The organism is Caballeronia grimmiae, from assembly GCF_000698555.1.
GTDB classification, from domain to species: domain Bacteria; phylum Pseudomonadota; class Gammaproteobacteria; order Burkholderiales; family Burkholderiaceae; genus Caballeronia; species Caballeronia grimmiae.
Genome location: NZ_JFHE01000007.1, coordinates 148,319 through 171,261, shown reverse-complemented (window position 1 = coordinate 171,261; position 22,943 = coordinate 148,319). Strand labels below are relative to the sequence as shown.

At 61.4% G+C, this 22,943-nt stretch carries 23 protein-coding genes; 15 read left to right on the top strand and 8 right to left on the bottom strand.

Going from position 1 to position 22,943, the window contains the following annotated elements:
* Positions 1 to 32 precede the first annotated feature (32 nt).
* Genes BG57_RS11070 through BG57_RS11055 form a run of 4 tightly spaced genes read right to left on the bottom strand, consistent with a single transcriptional unit; the run spans position 33 to position 4,005 of the window.
* Complete coding sequence (locus BG57_RS11070; RefSeq protein WP_035962970.1) at positions 33 to 1,127, bottom strand: class 1 fructose-bisphosphatase; 1,095 nt, start codon at positions 1,125 to 1,127, stop codon at positions 33 to 35.
* A gap of 12 nt (positions 1,128 to 1,139) precedes the next feature.
* Entirely contained in the window at positions 1,140 to 2,057 is a 918-nt protein-coding gene (gene cbbX, locus BG57_RS11065; protein ID WP_035962968.1) for a CbbX protein, read from the bottom strand.
* A gap of 10 nt (positions 2,058 to 2,067) precedes the next feature.
* Positions 2,068 to 2,487: a ribulose bisphosphate carboxylase small subunit gene (locus BG57_RS11060; protein ID WP_035962967.1), complete on the bottom strand. Its 420-nt coding sequence runs from the start codon at positions 2,485 to 2,487 to the stop codon at positions 2,068 to 2,070.
* 27 nt (positions 2,488 to 2,514) lie between these two features.
* Positions 2,515 to 4,005 carry a form I ribulose bisphosphate carboxylase large subunit gene (locus BG57_RS11055; RefSeq protein ID WP_035962966.1) on the bottom strand — a complete coding sequence of 497 codons (1,491 nt, stop codon included), beginning with the start codon at positions 4,003 to 4,005 and terminating at the stop codon, positions 2,515 to 2,517.
* A gap of 320 nt (positions 4,006 to 4,325) precedes the next feature.
* On the opposite strand from BG57_RS11055, the gene pqqA reads away from it, so the two are divergent.
* Genes pqqA through BG57_RS11045 form a run of 3 tightly spaced genes read left to right on the top strand, consistent with a single transcriptional unit; the run spans position 4,326 to position 5,757 of the window.
* Complete coding sequence (gene pqqA, locus BG57_RS34115; protein WP_008354335.1) at positions 4,326 to 4,400, top strand: pyrroloquinoline quinone precursor peptide PqqA; 75 nt, start codon at positions 4,326 to 4,328, stop codon at positions 4,398 to 4,400.
* A gap of 60 nt (positions 4,401 to 4,460) precedes the next feature.
* Entirely contained in the window at positions 4,461 to 5,030 is a 570-nt protein-coding gene (locus tag BG57_RS11050; protein ID WP_035962964.1) for a DUF447 domain-containing protein, read from the top strand.
* 22 nt (positions 5,031 to 5,052) lie between these two features.
* Entirely contained in the window at positions 5,053 to 5,757 is a 705-nt protein-coding gene (locus BG57_RS11045) for a (5-formylfuran-3-yl)methyl phosphate synthase (RefSeq protein WP_035962963.1), read from the top strand.
* On the opposite strand, the gene BG57_RS11040 is transcribed toward BG57_RS11045, so the two are convergent.
* Genes BG57_RS11040 through BG57_RS11030 form a run of 3 tightly spaced genes read right to left on the bottom strand, consistent with a single transcriptional unit; the run spans position 5,748 to position 8,478 of the window.
* A complete protein-coding gene (locus BG57_RS11040; RefSeq protein ID WP_035962961.1) occupies positions 5,748 to 6,335 on the bottom strand; it encodes an amino acid kinase family protein in 588 nt (195 codons plus the stop codon). The genes BG57_RS11045 and BG57_RS11040 overlap by 10 nt on opposite strands.
* 5 nt (positions 6,336 to 6,340) lie before the next feature.
* Complete coding sequence (locus BG57_RS11035; protein ID WP_052005718.1) at positions 6,341 to 7,438, bottom strand: hydantoinase/oxoprolinase family protein; 1,098 nt, start codon at positions 7,436 to 7,438, stop codon at positions 6,341 to 6,343.
* Complete coding sequence (locus BG57_RS11030; RefSeq protein ID WP_052005727.1) at positions 7,435 to 8,478, bottom strand: ATP-grasp domain-containing protein; 1,044 nt, start codon at positions 8,476 to 8,478, stop codon at positions 7,435 to 7,437. Before BG57_RS11030 ends, BG57_RS11035 begins: the two co-directional genes overlap by 4 nt.
* Positions 8,479 to 8,491: 13 nt before the next feature.
* Here BG57_RS11030 and BG57_RS11025 point away from each other — a divergent pair, with 13 nt between their 5' ends.
* The 11 genes from BG57_RS11025 (at position 8,492) to BG57_RS10975 (ending at position 19,480) form a co-directional block, all read left to right on the top strand.
* The gene (locus BG57_RS11025; protein WP_035962960.1) at positions 8,492 to 9,211 is read left to right on the top strand and encodes a HisA/HisF-related TIM barrel protein; all 720 of its coding nucleotides are present in this window, start codon (positions 8,492 to 8,494) and stop codon (positions 9,209 to 9,211) included.
* Positions 9,212 to 10,210: 999 nt separating this feature from the next.
* The gene (locus BG57_RS11020) at positions 10,211 to 11,461 is read left to right on the top strand and encodes a molybdopterin-binding domain-containing protein (protein ID WP_174447209.1); all 1,251 of its coding nucleotides are present in this window, start codon (positions 10,211 to 10,213) and stop codon (positions 11,459 to 11,461) included.
* On the top strand, positions 11,458 to 13,149 hold the full coding sequence (locus BG57_RS11015) for a formylmethanofuran dehydrogenase subunit A (protein WP_035962958.1): 1,692 nt from the start codon (positions 11,458 to 11,460) through the stop codon (positions 13,147 to 13,149). Before BG57_RS11020 ends, BG57_RS11015 begins: the two co-directional genes overlap by 4 nt.
* Before the next feature lie 5 nt (positions 13,150 to 13,154).
* On the top strand, positions 13,155 to 14,096 hold the full coding sequence (gene fhcD, locus BG57_RS11010) for a formylmethanofuran--tetrahydromethanopterin N-formyltransferase (protein ID WP_035963073.1): 942 nt from the start codon (positions 13,155 to 13,157) through the stop codon (positions 14,094 to 14,096).
* Positions 14,093 to 14,914 (top strand): formylmethanofuran dehydrogenase subunit C, encoded by an 822-nt coding sequence (locus BG57_RS11005; protein WP_035962956.1) that lies wholly within the window; start codon positions 14,093 to 14,095, stop codon positions 14,912 to 14,914. Before fhcD ends, BG57_RS11005 begins: the two co-directional genes overlap by 4 nt.
* Before the next feature lie 63 nt (positions 14,915 to 14,977).
* Positions 14,978 to 15,547 (top strand): cytochrome b, encoded by a 570-nt coding sequence (locus BG57_RS11000; protein ID WP_035962954.1) that lies wholly within the window; start codon positions 14,978 to 14,980, stop codon positions 15,545 to 15,547.
* Between the two features lie 22 nt (positions 15,548 to 15,569).
* On the top strand, positions 15,570 to 16,490 hold the full coding sequence (gene pqqB, locus BG57_RS10995; protein ID WP_035962952.1) for a pyrroloquinoline quinone biosynthesis protein PqqB: 921 nt from the start codon (positions 15,570 to 15,572) through the stop codon (positions 16,488 to 16,490).
* Positions 16,491 to 16,533: 43 nt separating this feature from the next.
* Entirely contained in the window at positions 16,534 to 17,268 is a 735-nt protein-coding gene (pqqC, locus tag BG57_RS10990) for a pyrroloquinoline-quinone synthase PqqC (protein ID WP_052005726.1), read from the top strand.
* Between the two features lie 5 nt (positions 17,269 to 17,273).
* A complete protein-coding gene (gene pqqD / locus BG57_RS10985) occupies positions 17,274 to 17,573 on the top strand; it encodes a pyrroloquinoline quinone biosynthesis peptide chaperone PqqD (RefSeq protein ID WP_152562563.1) in 300 nt (99 codons plus the stop codon).
* Between the two features lie 12 nt (positions 17,574 to 17,585).
* On the top strand, positions 17,586 to 18,776 hold the full coding sequence (gene pqqE / locus BG57_RS10980; RefSeq protein WP_035962947.1) for a pyrroloquinoline quinone biosynthesis protein PqqE: 1,191 nt from the start codon (positions 17,586 to 17,588) through the stop codon (positions 18,774 to 18,776).
* A gap of 2 nt (positions 18,777 to 18,778) precedes the next feature.
* The gene (locus BG57_RS10975; protein ID WP_035962945.1) at positions 18,779 to 19,480 is read left to right on the top strand and encodes a response regulator; all 702 of its coding nucleotides are present in this window, start codon (positions 18,779 to 18,781) and stop codon (positions 19,478 to 19,480) included.
* Here BG57_RS10975 and BG57_RS10970 read toward each other — a convergent pair.
* Complete coding sequence (locus BG57_RS10970; protein ID WP_035963069.1) at positions 19,408 to 20,448, bottom strand: ATP-binding protein; 1,041 nt, start codon at positions 20,446 to 20,448, stop codon at positions 19,408 to 19,410. The genes BG57_RS10975 and BG57_RS10970 overlap by 73 nt on opposite strands.
* Positions 20,449 to 20,626: 178 nt before the next feature.
* Between BG57_RS10970 and BG57_RS10965 the strand changes: the two genes are divergently transcribed.
* Positions 20,627 to 22,927, top strand: coding sequence for a TonB-dependent receptor (locus tag BG57_RS10965; protein WP_052005716.1), 2,301 nt, complete (start codon positions 20,627 to 20,629; stop codon positions 22,925 to 22,927).
* Positions 22,928 to 22,943: the final 16 nt, after the last annotated feature.

The following is a 22,943-nucleotide window of genomic DNA, read 5'->3' as shown; positions in this document are numbered from 1 at the left end:
GCCTGTCTCCCTATGGTTTTATTCTGTGCACTTCACACCGGCGTCTCGGGAAGGAACAGCGACCGCTCATTAAACAGCGGCGATGTGAATGGCTTGTCCTCCCCACGGTCGTATTCACCGTGATAACGCTGAATGCGCGCCACTTCATTGCGCGAACCGAGAATGACCGGCACGCGCTGATGCAAAGTGCGCGGCGTCGTATCGAGAATGCGTTCGCGGCCTGTGATCGAAAGCCCGCCCGCCTGCTCGACGAGGAAGCTCATCGGGTTCGCTTCATACAGCAGCCGCAAGCGCCCTTCCATCTCCGGCGTCTTGAAGTCGCGCGGATACATGAACACGCCACCACGCATCAGAATGCGATGCACCTCCGCGACCATCGACGCGATCCATCGCATGTTGAAGTCCTGCGCGCGGCATCCGGTGCGGCCCTCCTTGCACTCCTTCACGTAGCGGCGCACGGGCGGCTCCCAGAAGCGTTCGTTCGACACGTTGATCGCGAATTCGCACGAATCGTCCGGTATGCGGATGTCGGAATGCGTGAGCACGAAGTTGCCGACATCGCGCTCCAGCGTGAAGCCATGCGTGCCGTTGCCGACCGATATGACGAGCATCGTCGCTGGCCCGTAGATCGCATAGCCGGCTGCGACCTGTTCGCTTCCCGGGCGAAGGAAGTCCGCTTCGCTCGGTGCTTCATGCCGCGATGCGCTTCTTCTCGACACCGAAAAAATGGAGCCGACGACGCCGTTGATATCGATGTTCGAAGAGCCGTCCAGCGGATCGAATGCAAGCAGATACTCGCCACGCGGATAAGGCTCCGGCACCGCATACACGCCGTCCATTTCCTCCGACACCATGCCTGCCAGCAAGCCGTCCCATTCGCAATGCTGCAGGAAGATATCGTTCGTCACGAGGTCGAGCTTCTTCTGTTCCTCGCCATGCGTGTTGACGCTTAGCGCCGATCCATGCTGTCCGCCGAGCGCACCGCGCGTGAGCGCGGCGGCGATGGTCTTGATCGATGCCGCCACGTCCACCAGCAAGGCCGAGAGCCCGGTGGCCGCATGCGGGCCAGGCTTGCGATCGAGTGTATCGATCAGGAATTTCGACAGCGTCGTGCGTCCGTCCTGCATGGTGCGCTCCTTTCAGGATGACGGTTCGTCGAACACGCGGCTTGCGCGTATATCGCATGGTTCGAGCTGCATCAGCGCGTCGGCGTCGGCGGGACCGCTGCCTCGTTCCGCCGCCGCAAAGAGACGATTCGCCTGACGCAGCCGCGCGCGGTCCAGCGCATTGCGCACCGAGCGCGCATTGGCGAAGTTCGGCTGACGAATGCGGCGCGCGAGATACTCTTCGAAGACGCGGCGGGCATCGTCGTCGAATCGATAACGCATCTCGATGAGCATTTGTTCTGCTATCCTGAGCAACTCGTGCGGCTCGTAATTCGGGAACACGATGTGATGAGCGATGCGCGAGCGAAATCCCGGATTGCTCTGAAAGAACGTCTCCATGCGCGACTCGTAGCCCGCGAGAATCACGACGAGATCGTCGCGCTGGCTCTCCATCGTCTGCAGCAGGATTTCAATGGCTTCCTGACCATAATCACGCTCGTTCTCCGGCCGGTACAGGTAATACGCCTCGTCGATGAACAGCACGCCGCCCATCGCGCGCTTGAGCACTTCGCGCGTCTTGGGCGCGGTATGTCCGATGTACTGGCCGACGAGATCGTCGCGCGTCACCGAGACGAGCTGATTGCGGCGGATATAGCCGAGCCTGTGCAGCACTTGCGCCATACGCATCGCAACCGTGGTCTTGCCGGTGCCGGGATTGCCGGAGAAGCACATATGCAGTGTCGGCGCGCCGCTCGCGATGCCGAGCGTTTCCCGCGCCCGCTCCACGAGCAGATGCGCCGCGATCTCGCGAATGCGCGTCTTCACGGGAGCCAGGCCCACGAGATCGCGATCCAGTTCCGCGAGCACTTCGCCGATGCGCGACTCGCGATACAGCGCCATCAGATCGGCGCGCGTTTGCGGCTCTTCCTCGATGATGTCGTCGGCCTGCATGAGCGTCTCCTTATCGATACCGCTCGCCCGAAGGACGATCCGTCGCGTAGGTGCGAATCGAATAGTGCTGCACGCGGTTACGGCCGTCCTGTCGTTCGAGACGGAAGCCATGTTCTTCGGCAGGCCGGTTGACGATGAACGAAAGCCGCATGGTTTCGAAGCCGCGCACCGAATCGAAGGCATTGACCTTGACGTAGTGTTGCGGAAACGTCTTGCGGCATGCGTTCACTTCCATCATGACGCCGGCGGCATCGTGCAGATCGAACATCGGCAAGCCCCACATGTCCCAGTACGTATTGCGCGGATGCGGGTCGTCCGTGTATTCGACCGAACACGCCCAGCCCTGGCTCAATGCATAGTCGATTTGCGCGGCGATCTCTTCATCGCTCAATGCAGGCAGAAATGAAAACGTTCCTTGTGTGATGTGCATGTCGGCTCCGTTGCTCGTCGTTGATCGTCAGGCCACCGAGGGCGTCACCGCGAAATCCGGCGTGTCCGTGGAGGCATAGTTGAAGGTCACGTCGCGCCAGGTATCGAGTGCGAGCTTGAGCGGCGTGCACCAGCGCGCAGCGGCTTCGAGAATGTCCATGCCTTCGTGAACGATGTCGCGCCCTTCGTTGCGCGCTTTCACCATCGCTTCGAGCGCGACGCGATTGGCCGTTGCGCCCGCCTGTATCCCTTGCGGATGCCCTATCGTGCCGCCGCCGAATTGCAGGATCGCATCGTCGCCGAAGAGATCGAGCAACTGATGCATCTGCCCTGCGTGAATGCCGCCCGACGCCACCGGCATCACCTTGCGCAAGCCCGCCCACGGCTGATCGAAGAAGATGCCGCGCTGCAGGTCCACGTCGTTGCGCGGCTCGCGGCATACGTTGTAATAGCCCTGCACGGCGAGTGGATCGCCTTCGAGCTTGCCGACCGCCGTACCGGCGTGCGCGTGATCGACGCCCGCCATGCGCAGCCACTTCGCGATGACGCGAAACGAGATGCCGTGATTGCGTTGCCGCGTGTAGGTGCCGTGTCCCGCGCGATGCAGATGCAGGATCATGTCGTTCTTGCGCGCCCAGCGCGACATAGACTGAATCGCGGTCCAGCCGATGACTAGGTCGATCATCACGATGCACGAGCCCAGTTCCCTGGCAAACTCCGCGCGCTCATACATGTCTTCCATCGTGCCGGCGGTCACGTTCAGATAGTGGCCCTTCACTTCGCCGGTTTCCGCTTGCGCGCGATGCACCCCTTCCATCGCGAACAGATAGCGGTCGCGCCAGTGCATGAACGCTTGCGAATTGATGTTCTCGTCGTCCTTCAGAAAATCGAGGCCGCCCTTGAGCCCTTCATAAACGACGCGGCCATAGTTCTTTCCTGACAGGCCGAGCTTGGGCTTGACCGTCGCGCCGAGCAGCGGCCTGCCGTACTTGTCGAGCCTTTCACGCTCCACGATGATTCCCGTCGGCGGCCCCTGAAACGTCTTGAGATAGGCAACGGGGATACGCATGTCTTCGAGCCTCAGCGCCTTGAGGGGCTTAAAGCCAAACACATTGCCGATGATCGACGCCGTGAGATTCGCCACCGATCCTTCCTCGAAGAGATCGAGTTCATAGGCGATATAAGCGAAGTATTGCGGCTCGTCGGCGCGTGCATTCGGCACCGGTTCGACGCGATACGCCTTTGCGCGATACATGTCGCATGCGGTGAGGCGGTCCGTCCATACGACGGTCCACGTCGCAGTCGACGATTCACCCGCGACCGCCGCGGCCGCTTCCTCCGGCTCGACGCCTGCTTGCGGCGTGATGCGGAAAAGCGCGATGACGTCCGTGTCTTTCGGCGTGTAATCGGGCTGCCAGTAGCCCATCTCGCGATACTTCATCACGCCGGCCGCGTAGCGTGATCGGGGATCGGCCGGATTGCGCGCCGCCTCGATGGCGGCCTTGCTGAAGTCGTTCATTCCGTTTCCTTCACGAGGGGAAGATGAGAACGACGTGTCCGGAACATCCGCGACCGTCGCGTTCGTGTTGCGCCTTGCTGTGAATGCAGAGTAGGCGCACGCTCATCCCTTGTGAATTCACGAATTTCTTGCGCGGGTCTAAGCGATCCCTTATCTAACGTCACGCGCACGGACGGGACACTTTGCTGCGTTTCCGTCACAGTGCAAGCGCGCCGCACGTATCGGGTTCTTTGGCATGGGCCTTGCGTCGCATGCGTGGAGAATGCCTTCCGTGAGACGGGCGGCGTTGCTCCACTTACCTCGTCAAGGAGAAACAAGCCATGCAATGGACCACACCGAGCTTCACCGATATGCGTTTCGGCTTCGAAATCACGATGTATATCGCCACACGCTGAAGCGGATAAGGCCGCACGAAGAAGCATCGCTTCAACTCTTCGTGCGGCTTCGAATAGATCATGATCTATGAGACCATCGTCACGACCGCGGACCGCGACGGGCTTCCGCATATCGCGCCGATGGGCGTGCGCTTCGAGGAAGAGCGCGCGATTCTCGCGCCGTTTCGCCCGTCGATTACGCTGGACAACATCGTCGCGACGAAGAGCGCCGTCATCAATCTGACGACCGACGTACGCATTTTCGCCGGGTGCGTGACGGGCTTTCAGCGCGACTGGCCGACGCTCGCAGCCACCACCGTCCCGAGCGTGCGGCTGGCAGATCCACTCGCGCATATCGAGCTGCGTCTCGCCGATTTACACGACGATGACACGCGTCCCGTATTACGCATGGAGTGCGTGCATCGTGAAACGCATGCGCCGTTTCCCGGCTTCAATCGGGCGCAGGCGGCCATCGTCGAAGGCGCAATTCTAGTGAGCCGTCTCTTCATGTTGCCGCCCGAGAAAGTGGACAGCGAGATTGCGTATCTGCGCATCGCCATCGACAAGACTGCGGGCGACGCTGAACGCACCGCGTGGAACTGGCTGTTGCAGGCCATCGAAGCACATCGCGCGAAGGCGCTTCATTCCTGACGCATCCCTCCGGAGTTTGACGATGACCGCATTGCTCGCAAGCGTCCGCTCGGCCGATGAGGCATTCGACGCGGCCAGCGCCGGCGCCGAACTAATCGATCTGAAGGAACCGCATGCGGGCGCGCTCGGCGGCGTCGCGTTGCAGGACATCGCGAACATCGTGCGTGCATTGCGCGCGCAATATGCGGTACGGCCGATCAGCGCGACGATCGGCGATCTGCCGAACGATGCGCTCGATGAAATGACGCATCGCGTGCTCGACGTGGCGGCCACAGGCGTCGATTACGTGAAGGTCGGCGTCGCGCCCGGCCCGCGCGCGGCCGATTGCCTGCGTCATCTTGCGGGTCTGCCTGCGGCTGTCGTGCCTGTGTTGCTATCCGATGAAGGCGTGGACTGCGAGCTTGCGGCGCTTGCTGCGCAACTCGGCTTCGTCGGCATGGTATTCGATACCGCGAACAAGAATGGCCGCACGCTGTTCGATTGCGTCGACGTCGCGACGCTCGGACGGTGCATCGCAGAGGCGCGTTCGAGCGGCACGATGACGGCGCTCGCCGGTTCGCTGGGCTGGTCCGACCTGGACAAGATTCGCGCGCTCGCCCCGGATATTGCAGGCTTCAGAGGCGCGCTATGCGATGAACGCGAGGGGCGCACCGGCCGGCTCGATCCATCGCGCGTGCGGAACTGGGCGCGCGCGCTGCACGGCCAGCCTATCGCCGCTCACGCCTGAAACGCGAGCAGCCTGTCCCTCATGCGTGATGCATCGCCCTTGCTGAACACTTCGACGAGATAATTCGCATCGCGCACATAAGCAGGAAAGCGCCTGTCGACGACGCCGCTTGCCGCGAGCATGTCGAGTGGTGCGTGCGCTTCGACATCGCATGATTTGACGAGCAGGAGGCGCTCGGCGTTGAGCGTCGTTGAGAGCCATGCGGCGAGGCTGTCGGACGTGGTGTCCCAGTTGGTCATGGAATCCGGCGTCGTTCGCATGAGGTCGGTCGGCACCCATACGGCCACGCGGCCATCGCGCAATGCACGGCGAATGCGATCTTCGTTCGATGCCAGCACGAGGTCGGGCACGATGCCTTGCATGAGGATCGCGTACTGCGCCATGGCGAGCAGACACATGTTGTGGGCCGCTAGGTCGTCGAAGCGCCATTCGCGCTGATATCGCCGCACCGCATCCGCGAAATCGCCGCCGCCCGGCACGATCACCACGCGCCCTCCGCCCACTTCCCATAGCCGCATCAGCCACTCGCGCAGCGCCGGATCGTGACTCAGGCTTCCCCCGATCTTGACCACCCACATGGTCTTTATCCTCGTTCGAGATTCGTTGTCGTCGCGATCAAGGGCGACGATGCAAGCAACGCGACCGCCACGCTCGGCGCACACGTCGAAGCCCATTCCGCGCGCTCATCGTCCGTATCCGATACACCCGCAAGGCGCGCGAATTCGATGTATCCGCGCGCCTCCTGCCGCGCGAGCGCCTCCGCGAGAAAGCGTCCGCACCCGGCGCCGACAATCGGTGCGGCATTCAGTGAAGCATGCTGCGCACTCACGCGCGCAAGGCTCGCTTCCAGCGTGCGCAATTGCTCGTGCCGCCACGCGAATGCGAAGCGGCGCCATTCGTCGGGTTTCGCATCGCTTGCATCACGTCCGATCATTCTCGCGATGCGCGCGCGGCTCGCGGCTTCGGTCTTGGGTCCGTTGTCGGCGCTAGGATGCTGATCGTGCGCGTCCCACAACTCGCCGGTCAGACGATACACGTCCGCCGTCGTCGCGAACCATTCGTTCATCACGCCGGTGCTTTCCCCGCGAAACGCGATGCGCTGCGCGACGCCGCACAATGGCGTCCGCACGACGCCCTGATACACGAGCTCGCTGCTTGCGAGACGCTGCGCATCGTTCGTGCCGCGTGCGGCGACACGGCCATCGATGATCGAAATGATGTCGGTGGTCGTGCTGCCGATATCGACGAGCACCGCATGAGGCACACGCGTCGCGACCCATTGCGCCGTTGCGAGCCAGTTCGCCGATGCGATCTTGCGCCAGCCATCGGCGCACGCGGATCGCGCGAGCCAGTTCGATTCACCGCCATAGAACATCGTGCGCTGACCGAGCCGCTGCGCGAGCGTGCGTGCGAGCGTGCGCACGCCTTCGGCGCGATCCGCGAAGAGATCGACCATTTCGCCGGTCATGGTGACGGCGTGGCGTGCGGAGGCATCGGCTGCACTGGGCCAGCGTTCGAACGCATATTCGATGACCCGCTCGAGATGCGCAATGCCTTGCCATAGCGGACACGCCCATTGCGCGACATCGACGAGCGCGCCTTTGGTCGTCATCGAGACTTTGACGTGCGCGCCGCCCACGTCCCAGCCGAATACCGGCGCATTGCCGCTGCGCGCGGTCACGACGACGCTCCGACTTCGCGCACGCGCGTGTCATGGTGTGCGAAGCCTGACACACGATGCGCCGCGAGCAATTGCGCAGCGAGATTGCGCTTCTTGCTGATTGCCGCGTAGGCCACGGTGAGGCGCGGATTGACTTCGATCACCACGGGCCCGCGCGCTTCGTTCCATACGACGTCGATGCCGGCGAAACCGCGCAGCCCTGGCAACGCGTGTGCGACGCGCGTCGCAAGACGTTCGAGGGCTTGGCCCTTCGCGCTATCGAGCGGGATGTAATCGGCATCGACGCCATCGAATTCGACGATGCGTTCATTGCGATTCGATGACGTGTCGCTGCTTATGTCGCTGCTTATGCCGATGCGCTGCCGATTGATCGACACGAGTTGCGCGCCTGCCTCGTCGCAGATGAGCGACAGGCTGAGCGGCTCGCCATCGATCCATTCTTGCAGCACTGGATTGCGCCCGGCGGCGGCGCGCGCTTCATATTCCTTCAGCGCGGCGTCGAGGTCGCGATAAACATAGGTATCGAGACCGCCTGCGCCGTCGTCGGGCTTGACCACCCAGTTTGCTGCATCGAGCGATGCAGCCTGCTCCGGCTCGAGCGCGGGCGTCGTTGCGATGCCATGAACTGCGAGACACGTGGCCGTTGCGCTCTTGCTCGATGCAACGCGTATGACCTCCTTCGCGCAGCCGAGCCAGCGGGTTGCACCGACCGCATCGTAGAGACGCAACAGCAGGCCGTCGCATTCGGGCGCGACGACGAGTGCGTAATCGTGCTCGCGCGCCATGCGTGACACGAACTGCGTGATGGATTCTCCTTCTTGCGCGCGTTGGTGCGAATAGCGATCATCGACGTGTTCGAAGCGTGAACTGGCGATGGTCACGTCGATGCCGGGCAATGCGCGCAAATCGGTTGCGATGGCATCGCGCATGACGCGGCCTTCGACGATCAGGGCGCTCAGGTCTGCGAGGCTCGCTGGGCTGGCGATATCCGGGTCGATGCCGCCTCCGGTGAGGTACTCGAATACGAATAGTTTGATCAAAGGAAGGCGATCCATGCAGGTGATACCCGTTCTCGATCTGCTCGACGGTCATGTGGTGCATGCGGTGCGCGGCGAGCGTTCGCGCTACCGGCCGATCCGGTCTTCACTGTGCGCGACGAGCGAGCCGGTCGCGGTTGCTCGGGCATTGCTTCGCGCGACGGGGGCGCGGACGTTGTATGTAGCGGATCTCGGCGCGATTCTCGAGCGTGGCGCGCATGTCGATGCGCTTGCTGCGCTTTGCGATGCGCTTGCTGCGCTTTGCGATGCGCTTGGTCAGGGCGTTTCTATCTGGCTCGATGCGGGGTTCAGCGACTTTGCATCGGTGCGGGCGTTGTTCGGTGCTTGCGGTGCGGGGGCATCGCTCGTGCCGGTGTTCGGGACCGAGAGTTTGCGCGATGCGGGCGCAATTGCCGATGCCGCTGCGGCTGGGTACGAGCCGGTTCTTTCGCTCGATTATCACGGCGGGCGGGCGTTGGGTTCGCTTCATGGCGATAGCGCTCGTTGGCCGATGCGGGTCATCGTCATGACGCTCGATCAGGTTGGCGCGCGCGCCGGGCCGGATCTGGATACGTTCGCTGCCGTGCGCGGGATGGCCGGTGAGCGTCATTTGTTCGGCGCGGGCGGCGTGCGGGATCGCAGTGATCTTGCACGTGCTTCTCGCGCTGGCGCGCACGGGTGGCTTGTCGGGTCGGCGGTTCATGAGCTTGTACTTGGGGGTTCGGCTTTGGCCTGACTCAATATCTATGCCATCGAGAGATTGATTCGCATCGCGGGCTTTGTTGGTCGGGTTTGCTGGGTCTGGTGGGTCAGCAGGTGACAGTTTGTCGCGATTTGGGAGCATTTGGGGCTGCACTTGCTTTGCGTTGAGCCTGCTTGCGTTGAACTTGTATTCGTGTCGGTCTATTAGCTCGCCCCTCCCCGGGGCGGGGGTCACTTTCTTTGCCGCTGCAAAGAAAGTAACCAGAAAGCAGCTTTTTTTCGAACCGCACGATGCATAGACTTGTGTGCTCACTTCGTAGAACGCCAGTGGCACTCAGCTTGAAAGAGCCTTGAATCACCTTCCGCGCCCGCTGACTACTAGCGTCCTCTGAGCCCCTTGGCTCGACAACACCATTGGGGCACCATGCGCTACGTGCTATCAACGCTGTCGAGCGTTCAACTCAAGAACATGTAATGGGCGCAGCCGAAAAACCACGCAGCAAACACGGTCCGAAGGCGGGAACAGTCTTGCACGATCGAGCGCCGCTCGACGTTGCAATCGGCCTCATAACAAGCGTCGCGCGACAGAGCGGTTGAATCACAACGGAGTGCGAAGCCCGAGCGAGAAAGGCTTCAATAACGGCATTCAATCAAATTGGTCAGCCTTGAGCTGTAGCGTGGCCTGTTCATACAGTCGGTTTTGACGAGCCAAAGGGCTCGGAGGACGTTAGTTATCAGCGGGCGCGGAAGGTAATTCAAGGCTCCTTCAAGCTGAGCGCCACTGATGTTCTACGAAGTAACCACGCGTACTGTGCTTCGGGCCTAAAAAAGCTGCTTTCTTTGGTTACTTTCTTTGCATGGGACCAGAGTAAGGCGCTAAAGCGCCAACTCTGGTCGACAGCCAAGAAAGTGACCCCCGCCCCGGGGAGGGGCACACTAATAGACCGACACGAAAAAACGAAGAGAAACAACCAAACCCGAGCGCCAGCGAAAACCCCCGTTCGGCATAGACCTTGCTAAAAGCTCGCCCACTATGTCGAGCTCACCTCCCCAAGCGCCAGCAATAAGAACCTGTCCTTTCTGCCCGCTGCTATGCGAGGACATCGTGCTGACTGCGAGTCTCGAGGCATTGAACACGACCTGTCCGCGTCTAACCAAATCGCTCGCCACGTGCACGAACAACGACGCAACAAAGACCCCCCAGATAAATGGCCAAATTACGGACCTACCCGCAGCACTATCCGAAGCGGCAAAAATCCTGGAACAAGCCCGCCGTCCGCTCTTCAGCGGACTAGCAACCGACATCGCCGGCGCACGCGCGCTATACGAACTCGCGGCACACAGCGGCGCCATCCTCGATCATCTGCACGGCGACGCGCTCGCCGCCAGCACACTTGCGCTACAGGATCGCGGCTCATTCTTCACCACGCTATCGGAGATACGCTCGCGCGCCGATCTGATCGTCGTCATCGCGTGCGAACCATCGCGGCGCTATCCGCGCTTCTATGAACGCGTGCTCAACCTCGACCGTCAAACCGATATCGTCTTCGTCGGATGCGACACAGATCCCGCTGCAAGCACCAACGCCAAAGCGATACTGCCAAACACCGATCCCTTCGACATCCTCGCTCTGTGGTCCGCGCTGACGGAAGGCCGCAACGCCGATGCGCTCGCCGACGCGCAAACCGCGCAACAACTCGAAGCATTGCTCGAACGCATCCACACCGCGCACTACACCGCATTCGTCTACGAACCCGCCACGCTGCCCGCTCCGCACGCAGCCCTCGCCATCGAAGCGATCAACCGCATCGTCAAGACGATCAATCGCACCACACGCGCAGGCGCACTTGCGCTGACCGGCGACGACGGCGCACTCTCAGTCAATCAAACCGTCACATGGCTAACGGGCTTTCCGTTGCGCACGCGCGTCGCGTATGGCGTGCCGGTCGAACATGATTCGCACCGCTATCGCACCGACGACTTATTGCGCCGCAAGGAGATCGACGCATTGCTATGGATATCGAGCTTCGGCCCCGAGCCACTGCCTTCGTCGCTACCCGACGACGTGCCCGCCATCATCCTCGGCCATCCCGCAACGACGCACCACGCGCGCAACGCAAGCACGGTCTTCATCCCCGTCGCGACACCCGGCATCGATAGCAACGGCCACCTTTTTCGCGTCGATGCCTCGGTCGTCGTGCCGCTCGTCGCTGCACGCGATACGGCCTTCCCAACCGTGGCCGCAATCGCCAGCGAACTAGTCCGCGCAAGGAGGCCGCAATGAGCCTCACGCGCATCAGAGGCGCAGCCGTCTACGATCCGGCGAACGGCATCGACGGCGTCCGGCGCGACATCATCATTCGCGATGGCCGCATCGTCGATAACGCGCAGAGCGAAAGCATTCCGCCCGAACGGGACTTCGATGCGAGCGGCATGATCGCGATGGCCGGCGGCATCGACCTGCATTCGCATATCGGCGGCGGCAAGACCAATCTGTCGCGCCTGCTGCTGCCGGAAGATCATCGCAACGATGCACGCGCCATCCCCGACAAGCCCGGCGAAGGCCGCTATATGCGCCTGCCCTCGTGCGGAACATGCGCGCCCGGAACGCTTGCCACCGGCTATCGTTATGCGGAAATGGGCTACACCGCCGCGTTCGAACCGGCAATGGTCGCATCCAACGCACGGCACACGCACCTCGAAATGGGCGATACGCCGATCATCGATCACGGCGCCTACGTGATGATGGGCAACGACGAACTCTTCCTGCAAATGCTCGCGGCCAACGAAGACTTCGAGCGCATGCGCGATTACGTCGGCTGGACCATCGACGCGAACAAGGCGCTCGGCGTCAAGGTCGTGAATCCCGGCGGCATCTCCGCCTTCAAGTTCAATCAGCGTTCGCTCGATCTCGACGAAGGACACGTGCATTACGGCATCACGCCGCGCGACGTGCTAAGGACGTTGACGCGCGCGTTAAGCGAACTGCGCGTGCCGCATCCGCTGCATGTGCACGCGAGCAATCTCGGTGTGCCGGGCAACGTGCATTCGACGATCGCGACAATGGACGCATCCGATGGCCTGCCCATCCATCTCACGCATATCCAGTTCCATAGCTATGGAACCGAAGGGCCGCTCAAGTTCTCATCGGGCGCACGCGCCATCGCGGAAGCGGTCAATGCACGGCCGCACGTAACGATCGATGTCGGCCAGATCATCTTCGGCCAGACGGTCTCCGCATCCGGCGACACGATGATGCAGTTCCGCAATGCACCGCTTTCGCGTCCTCGCAAATGGATACTGGGCGATATCGAATGCGACGGCGGATGCGGCGTCGTGCCATTTCGGTATCGCGAGCAGAGCTTCGTCAATGCGCTGCAGTGGATCATCGGGCTGGAGATCTTTCTGCTCGTCGATGATCCGTGGCGCGTATCGATGACCACCGATCATCCCAATGGCGGACCGTTCACGAGCTATCCGCATCTGATCCGCCTGTTGATGGACAAGCCGTTTCGCGACGAACAACTCGACAAGCTGAACGCCGATGCAAAAGTCGCAAGCGTGCTCAGTGGAATCACACGCGAACTCTCTCTTTATGAAATAGCCATCATCACTCGTGCCGGCCCCGCGCGTCTGCTTGGTCTCGCCGATCGCGGGCATCTGGGCGCGGGCGCGGCGGCGGATATCGCGGTGTATCGGGAAGACGCGGATCGCGAGCGCATGTTCACGTCGCCCGCATTCGTGTTCAAGGACGGCGAACTCATTGCGCGCGACGGAACCTTGCTGCAAACGCCAACGGGCGGGATTCACTTCGTGACGCCCGACTATGACCGCGCAATCGAACAACGCGTGCGCGACTACACGCACGCGAATCTGGCGGGAAGGTTCGAAAACATCGCGATCGGCGACGACGAAATGTGTACGGTCTGCAACGGCGGCAAGCTCTTGCCCGTCGCATGCGAACGGCGATGACCACCATGCGCATCAACGACACCGAGATCGACGATACCTTCGCAGAAGCCTTCCCGATGAAGGCGACGCGTCTGATCATCACTGCGCATACAGCGACGTGGGCGCGTCATGCCGCCAATTCGCTGACGGGATTCGCCACGTCCGTCATCGATTGCGGATGCGAGGCGGGCATCGAACGCGACCTTGCTGGCGATGAAACTCCCGACGGAAGGCCAGGCATATCGGTGCTGATCTTCGCGGTGTCGTCGAAGGAATTGGCGAAGCAGGTTGCGCGTCGCGTCGGGCAATGCGTATTGACGTGCCCGACGACGGCCGTCTATGGCGGAATCGATCCGTCGACCAGCCGTGCGCCGCTCTCCGACAATGCACCGCTTGGCGCTGGCCTGCGCTTCTTCGGCGATGGCTTTCAGATATCGAAAGTGCTTGGCACGACGCGCTATTGGCGCGTGCCCGTCATGGACGGCGAATTCGTGTGCGAAGAATTCACTGCAACGGTCAAGGCAGTGGGCGGCGGCAACCTGCTGTTTCTTGCGCGTGACATCGACAGCGCATTGCATGCGGCAGAAGCCGCCGTTGCCGCAATGCACAAGCTGCCCAATGTCATTACGCCGTTTCCGGGCGGCGTCGTGCGTTCCGGGTCGAAGATCGGTTCGAAGTACAAAGGCGCGACGGCATCCACCAACGATGCGTTTTGTCCCACGCTCGTCGGCTTGTCGAAGAAAAGCGAACTCACTCCGGAAGTGGCGTGCGTGCTCGAAATCGTGATCGACGGTCTCACCGATGCCGACGTCGGCGCGGCAATGACAGCTGGTATCACAGCAGCCACGTCTATCGGACGCACAGGCGGAGTCTTGCGCATTTCAGCCGGAAACTATGGCGGCAAACTCGGGCCTTATCACTTCAAGTTGCATGAGTTATCCGCTGGCGTCACTGGAGCACGCGCATGAACGCCTTCACGCTGCGCGTAAAAAGTGCGCCTGCATTTCGCGTGGATGGGTCCAAATTACTTCCTGCGACGCTAGCGCAAATGTCGTCTACGGAACGTGCAAGACTGCCGCTGCACGCAGACGGTGAAACGTGCGCGATCGGCGATCTTTTCGACATCGCCGAGGCCGATGCAACCGATGCCTCGCTGCGCATAGAAGGCGATGTGGCGTGGCTCGATCGCATCGGCGCGTCGCTTACAGAAGGCAAGCTCACGATTCACGGCAATGCGGGCGACTACGCGGGTATCGGCATGTCGGGCGGCGAACTGTCGATTGAAGGCAATGCGGGCCGGTTCATCGCATGCGAGATGCAAGCGGGACGCGTGACCATTCAAGGCAACGTCGGCGACTTCGCGGCGAGCGCGCTGCCCGGCAACATGGAAGGCATGAGCGGCGGAACGCTCGTCGTCCACGGCGATGCTGGCGCGCGCCTTGCGGACCGCATGCGGCGCGGCACCGTGCTCATCGGCGGAAATACCGGGGATTTTGCTGCGTCGCGCATCGTAGCAGGGACGGTCTGTGTCGCAGGACAAACGGGCGCACACCTGGGCTATGGTATGCGGCGCGGCACGGTCGTATTATTGAAGAACCCCTCACGCGTTCCACCGACCTTCACGGAAGGCGGACGCGGCTTCGATGTCTTCTGGCGACTGCTTGCGCGCATGCTCGCCAAAGAGATCGCGCCTTTCTCGACGCTCGCGCAAAACGCATTGCCGAAGCGCTATACCGGTGATCTTGCCGTAGACGGACGGGGGGAATTGCTGATCGCCAATTCATGAAACGACGATAACAATGGACCCTCTATCCGCCGCACCAATGCCCTTTCGCGAAGGAGGCACGCCATGACCGCAGTCGGCACCCGGCCCGCGACGCCCGGCCGGTCGACGGTGGCGAACGAACGCTTCGCCCGGCCGCTGATTGCGCTGCACTGGATCATCGCCATCGCCATCATTGCGATGCTGTGCATCGGCTTTTATATGGTGGGCCTGCCACGCGGACTGGCGTTCAAGTCGACCGTCATCAACTTCCATAAGTCGCTCGGTTTGACGATTTTCCTGCTGGTGCTGATCCGCATCCTGGTACGCCTGGCCTATGGCCGGCCGCCTCTGCCGCCGATGGGAGCGTGGCAACGCGCCGCCGCGAGCACCACGCAGGGTCTTTTATACGCAGGCATGGTCGCGATGCCGCTGACCGGCTATCTCGGCTCGTCGTTCAACAAATACGGCACGCGCTTCTGGGGCGTGCTTCTGCCACAATGGGGATCGGACGATAAAGCAATGCGCGAATTGTTCTTCGGCATGCATGGTTTCATTGCATGGATGCTGGCCGCGTTGATCGTTCTTCATTTTCTAGGCGCAATGAAGCATCAGCTCATCGATAAAGACGGGCTGTTAAGGAGAATGTGGCCATGACGTTTTCGCGCAGGACCTGACGATGAAGATTCGCGTGTTGGGCTCATCGGCAGGCGGCGGCTTTCCGCAATGGAACTGCAACTGCCGCAATTGCGACGGCGTGCGCCGCGGCGTCATTGCCGCGCGTGCCAGAACGCAGTCGTCGATTGCGGTCAGTGACAACGGCGAGGACTGGCTGCTCGTCAACGCTTCGCCGGACATACTCGCGCAGATCGCGGCTAACCCTGAATTGCAGCCCGCACGCCGCGTGCGCGATACGGGCATCGCCGCCGTCATCACGATGGACGCGCAGATCGACCACGTCACCGGGCTGTTGATGTTGCGCGAGCGCGGCACGCCGTTGCCGCTCTATACGACCGACGCGGTATGGCAGGACCTGTCGACCGGCTTTCCGGTCACATCCATTCTTTCGCATTACTGCGGCGTCGAGCATCGCCGCATTGCGCTCGATGGCGCAGCGTTCGGCGTGCCCGAACTGCCGCGCGTCAGCATCGATGCGCTGCCGCTGTCGAGCAAAGCGCCGCCTTATTCGCCGCATCGCGAAGCGCCGGAAGTGGGCGACAACATCGGCCTCATGTTCACGAACAACGTCACGGGCAAGCGCGCGTTCTATGCGCCCGGCCTCGGCGCACTCGAACCGCATGTCCTCGATGCGATGCGCGCCGCTGACCTCTTGCTTGTCGACGGCACCGTGTGGACCGACGACGAAATGATCCGCCTCGGCCTGACGAAGAAAACCGGCGCGGATATGGGACATCTCGCGCAAAGCGGTCCCGGCGGCATGATCGAAGTGCTTGATTCGATCGGCCGCGCGGACGTGCGCAAGGTGCTCATCCATATCAACAACACGAACCCTATCCTGATCGAGGACGGACCCGAACGGCGCATGCTATCGGAGCATGGCATCGAAGTGGCGCATGACGGCATGAGCTTCGAGCTATGACATCGCGGAGAATCATTGAATGACTGGCAACGCTTTCACGCCGATGCTGAACCCCACGACCGGCCCGCACTTCACCGCACTGAAGGAAGCCGGCCCCGCATGGACGCGCGAGCAGTTCGAAGAGCAACTGCGCGCGAAGGGCACGTCGTACCACATTCATCATCCGTTCAACGTGAAGATGAATAGCGGAGGATGCTCGCGTGAGCAGATACGCGGCTGGGTCGCGAACCGCTTCTACTATCAGATCAACATTCCGCTCAAAGACGCGGCGGTCATGTCCAACTGCCCCGATCGCGAGACGCGCCGCCGCTGGGTGCTGCGTATTCTCGATCACGACGGTTATGAAGAACAGCCCGGCGGCATCGAAGCATGGGCGCGTCTCGGCGATGCAGTCGGACTCTCGCGCGACGATCTCTGGTCGCTTCGGCTCGTGACGCCGGGCGTGCGCTTCGCCGTCGATGCCTACGTGAACTTCGCACGCCGCGCACCGTGGCAGGAATCGGTGTGCTCGTCGCTGACGGAGATGTTCGCACCACAGATTCATAAGGACCGGCTTGCCACGTGGCCCGAGCATTACACGTGGATTGAACCGGAAGGGCTCGCATATTTTCGCTCGCGCGTGTCGCTTGCGCAGCGTGACGTCGAACATGGTCTCGAAGTGACGCTCTCGCATTTCACCACGCGCGAGCAACAGCAACGTGCACTCGATATCCTGCAATTCAAGCTGGATATTCTTTGGACCATGCTCGATTCAATTGAAAAGGCGTTCCCGGCATGAGCGACATGAATCCGACTCAGCGCATAAACGAAGCCGTCGACGCTCCGGACGATGCCTTGCGTCCGAAGCTCAAGCGTCTCTTTCGCCTGCAATGGGAGCCTGCGCAAGACGCGCACGTGCTGCTTTACCCCGAAGGCATGGTGAAGCTCAATCAGAGCGCCGCGCAAATCCTGCTTCGTTGCGATGGCACGCGCGATATTCCCGCGCTCGTCGCCGATCTGGAACAGGCGTTCAACGCAGCCGGTCTCGGCGACGATGTGCGCGCGTTCATCGCCGGCGCGCGTGCGCGTGGCTGGCTGGAGTGAAAAGGTGCAAGCATGACGGATCTTTCCGAACCCATCGCCAAGCCAGAACACGAAGGGACGCCCATTGCGCCGCCGTTGTGGCTGCTTGCTGAATTGACGTATCGCTGTCCGCTGCACTGCGTCTTCTGCTACAACCCGGTGAATTACACGGACCATTCGCGCGAACTGGATACGGCGCAATGGCTCGACGTATTGCGTCAGGCGCGTGCATTAGGCGCGGCGCAACTGGGCTTTTCCGGTGGCGAACCGCTCTTGCGCGATGACCTCGAAACGCTCGTCGGTGAAGCCCGCAAGCTCGGCTTCTATACGAACCTCATCACCTCGGGCATCGGCCTGACGGACAAGCGCCTTACCGCGCTCAAGGACGCGGGCCTCGATCACATTCAGCTTTCGTTTCAGGACTCCACGCAGGAGCTGAACGACTTTCTATCGAGCACGAAGACATTCGATCTGAAGAAGCGCGTCGCCGGTCTCATCAAGGCGCATGACTTTCCGATGGTGCTCAATTGCGTGCTGCATCGCTATAACCTGCCGCATATCGGGCGCATCATCGACATGGCGCTCGCCATGGGCGCGGAGTATCTGGAACTCGCCAATACGCAGTACTACGGCTGGGCGCATGCGAACCGTGCGCAACTCATGCCGACCGCCGAGCAGTTGCAGGAAGCGGAAGCCGTGGTCGAACGGTATCGCAAGGAAATCGGCGACAAGTGCAAGATATTCTTCGTGGTGCCCGACTACTACGAGCGTCGCCCGAAGCGCTGCATGAACGGCTGGGGTTCGGTGTTTCTCGGCATCGCGCCGGACGGTGCCGCGCTGCCCTGTCATACGGCGCGCTCGCTTCCGGGTCTCACGTTTCCCAACGTGATCGACACGCCGCTCAAGGACATCTGGTACGAAAGCGATGCATTCAACCGCTTTCGCGGCTTTGGCTGGATGAAAGAGCCATGCCGCAGTTGCGATGAGAAAACAATCGATCTCGGTGGATGCCGCTGTCAGGCCTATCTGCTGACGCAAGACCCAGCGAATGCGGACCCCGTTTGCGATAAGTCCGCGCACCATGAGCGGGTAATCGAAGTAGTGCGCGCGGCCTCGATGAGACAAGAGCCGCAGGAACAGCCCATCGTCTTTCGTAACGATGCCAATTCGCGGCGGCTCGCTTCGACGCATCGAACGGATGGATCGGAAGTCGGAGAAAAATAATCATGCATGCCGATATCTCCGTGCTGCTCGTAGACGATCACGCCGTCGTGCGCGAAGGCTACAAGCGTCTGCTGGAACTCAGCCCCGATGTCAGCGTCGCGGGCGAAGCGGCGGATGCCGCGCAGGCTTATCAGAAGTTCTGCGCGTTGCAGCCCGATGTCGTCGTCATGGACCTTGCGTTACCCGGCGCAAGCGGTATCGAAGCGATGCGTCGTATGCTTGCACGCGAGCCGCATGCACGCGTGCTGATCTTCAGCGTCCACGAGGAAGCGATCTTCGTGCGCCGTGCGCTCGACGCCGGCGCGCGCGGTTATGTCACGAAAGCCAGCGCGCCCGATGTGCTCGTCGAAGCGGTGCGCTCCGTTGCGCGTCGCGTTTGCTATCTGAGCCCGGATATTTCGCAGGCGATCGCACTGCGCGCGACGATTCAGGAAGGACCGCCGGGACGACAGTTATCGGCGCGCGAGTTCGAAGTGCTCCGTTTGCTCGTGCAAGGTTATACGCTGCCGAGCATTGCGGAGAAACTCGGACTGAGTCAGAAGACCGTGGCCAATCATCAATCGGTGATACGGCAGAAATTCGGCGCCGATAACGGCGTCCAGCTCGCGCAGATCGCGAATCGTCTGGGACTTCATTTTTCCGATCTCACTGGCGCACCCGACGCGCCTTCGTTCGGCTCGCTAGGCAACGGTCGCCCCGCCTGAACGGGTACGCGTGCGCAGACCAGAAAGCCCTGACCGGGACTGCTCGCAAGATGGAATTCGCCGCCCAGCGCCTCCACGCGCTCGCGCATGCCGACGAGTCCCAGACCCTTGCGCGGCACTGACAGATCGACGCCCGGACCGTCGTCCGCAATAGTCACGACGACCTCTCCCGAGCCTTGCTTCGTTTCCGGCGTGCGTACCAGATAGATTTCGACGCGTGATGCACGCGCGAACTTGGACACGTTCGTCAGCCCTTCCTGCACGAGCCGATAAAGCGCGATGTTGAGCGCATCGCCGAGATGGTCGAAATCGCCCTCTACCGTCAACGTGAATTCCGCTTGCGGCAAGCGTTCGCGCCAGCCTTCGATGCAATGTTCCATGGCAGTCGGCAAGCCGAATTCATCGAGGCCGATGGGCCTTAGCTTGCGGGTCATGCCGCCGATTTCGCGGTACACGTGCGTCGCGCTTTGCATCAACGCCAAAGCAAGCCGATGAATTTCGTCCTCACGTTCAGCGGACAAATCGCGGATGCGTGCCGCATCGAGCGATATCGCGTTGAGGTACTGCCCCAGTTCGTCGTGCAGCTCGCGCGCTAAATGGCGGCGTTCCGCTTCCTGCGCGGTAATGGCCTGATTGGCGAGCCGCCGGTTCTCAGCGAGCAGATGTTCCGCCTCCTGTTCGAGCGCACGGCTGCGGCGCACTTCGCGACGCGCGTCCTTGTAGCGGCGCCATGCGAACCACGCAAAGCCGAGCGCAAGCACGAACAGGGTCGCAGGAAGTTCATCTAGCTGAAAGCGCTCGGCGCTGCGCGTCCAGTGATAAGTGAATTCGCTGAAGTCGATCAGGGCGAAGCCTGCGCCCGCGACGATCGTCATCGCGAGCACGCATGCCAGATCGCGCGACGCCGTCGAGGGCGTGGCGCGTCTGGAAGCATCTTTAGCGCGAGAGGACGAGGATTCGGATGGCATCGCGGAATCCATTTTAAGCACGCCAGGCCCGCGCGATGGCGCATGCAACGACGTTTGGGAACCCTTCCCTGCACGATCGGGAAAAGCTCCCGGGGCGCGCACGGATTGTTGTGCGACTCTTTCTATCAAAGGCCGATCGTTTCAAGGAAGCCACAAGAAAGAATAACCGGAGACGACAATGAGGAGCATGCCGCGCCAGTCCGCCATCGCGCATCGGTTCAAACCCCGAGCGGGACTGAAGCTCGTGTTCGGGAGCGCATTCGCGAGCATCACTGCCGGCGCGTGGGCGCAAGCGGCCAGCGCGCCGCCGAATACGGAATTGCCGACTATCGTCGTGGTGGGAACCACACCCTTATTGGGCGTGGGCACGCCGCTCGAAAAGGTGCCGGCGAACGTGCAGACCATCAAGGGCAACGAGATCGAAGCGCAGCACTCCGCTACCGTCACCGACTATCTGCAGCAAAACGCAGTGAGTGTCGACGTCAACGACGCGCAGGGCAATTCTTCTCAAACGGATATCAATTATCGGGGTTTCACTGCGTCGCCCTTGCTCGGCACGCCGCAGGGTCTTTCAGTGTTTCTCGATGGTGTTCGCATCAATGAGCCTTTCGGCGATGTGGTGAACTGGGATCTGATTCCGGAAGCCGCCATTAATACGATGCAACTCATTCCCGGTTCCAATCCGACCTTCGGCCTCAATACGCTCGGCGGCGCAATCGCCATCACGACCAAGAACGGCCGCACGAATCCCGGCGGGAACATCGATATCAGCGGCGGATCGTGGGGCAAAAAGACTGCGCAGATCGAACAAGGCGGCGTGATCGGCACTAACCTGGACTACTACTTCACGGCCAACATCGCCAATGACAACGGCTGGGCGGCACAGAATTCGAGCCGCTTGCGCCAGGCATTTGCGAAGCTACGTTACACGGACGCCGACACGACCATTTCTCTCTCGATGGGCGGCGCGGACAACACGCTCAACGGATCGCAGACCATTCCACGCTCGTTTCTCGACAACTACAAGCAGGCTTATACGTTTCCCGACACGAATGAAAATCAGGTGGGCTATATCACGCTGTCGGGCGAGCACTACTTTTCGCCGAATGTGGAGTTGAGCGGCAATCTGTATTACCGGCACTATCGCAACCGCAACGTGAGCAGCAACGTCAACGACAATTACGGCGAAGCCGATGAGGACGGCACGATCGATCTCACGGAGGCGACCAACGATCAATCCGTGATCGTGACGGACAGCTATGGCGCAAGCCTGCAGCTGACGCTGCTCAACAAGCTGTTCGGCATGGATAACCAGTTGATTCTGGGCGGAGCAGGCGACTTCGCCAATTCGCATTTCACTCAGTCGTCGCAGCCCGCGGAGTTCACCGATAGCCGCGCGACCATCGGCCTCGGCCCTTTCGTGCCGACGACGAACGCCAAGACGCGCAATGAAAACTGGGGCATTTACTTCGAGAATACGCTGTCGTTCACCGAGCAATGGTCGATGACGCTCGCGGGCCGCTATAACTGGGCCAAGGCGACCATCGGCGATGAAAGCGGCGTGCAGCCGCTCCTCGATGGACGGCACACGTTTTCGCGTTTCAATCCGGCAATTGGCTTCAACTGGAACCCGACGCCGTGGTTCACGGCGTATGCGACCTACAACGAAGGCATGCGTTCGCCGACGGCAATCGAGCTTGCGTGCGCGGACCCGAACGCCCCCTGCTCGCTTCCGAACGATTTCATTGCGGACCCCGAACTAAAGCCGGTCATCTCGAAGACGTTCGAAATAGGTGCACGCGGACATATCGGCAGATCGACGACCTGGAGCGCCGCGTTATACAGCACGACGCTCACGGACGACATCCAGTTCGTCAGCAGCGAAGGCGCAACGAGCACGCTCGGCTACTTTCAGAACGTCGGCAAGACACGCCGTCAGGGTTTCGAACTCGCGGGCCGCACGCGATGGGGACCGCTCGGGTTCGCCGCGAGCTACAGCTATGTGAACGCGACGTATCGTTCCACATGGAGGGAGAACAGCGCGAGCAATTCGAGCGCGGACGCCAACGGCAACATTACCGTGCATTCCGGAGACCGCATTCCCGGCATTCCCGCAAATACCGTGAAACTGCGTGTGGACTACAACCCGCTTTCGCGATGGAACATTGGCACGAATCTCACATATCGCAGCAATATCTTTGCGCGTGGCGACGAGAACAATCAGGATGTTAACCGCAGCATCGCCGGCTATTTCCTGATCGATCTCGACACGACCTATAACGTCACGAAGCAATTGCAAGTCTATGCGACGGTCAAGAACCTGCTCAACAAGCGCTACGCGAACTTCGCGATTCTCGGCGAGAACTTCTTCAACGGGCCGAACCATACCTTCAACGGCGCGGATACCACCAATGAGCAATTCCTCGGGATTGGTGCGCCACGCGGCGTCTGGGTCGGCTTGCGCTATGCATGGAACTGAGTGCTGCTGCCAGCTC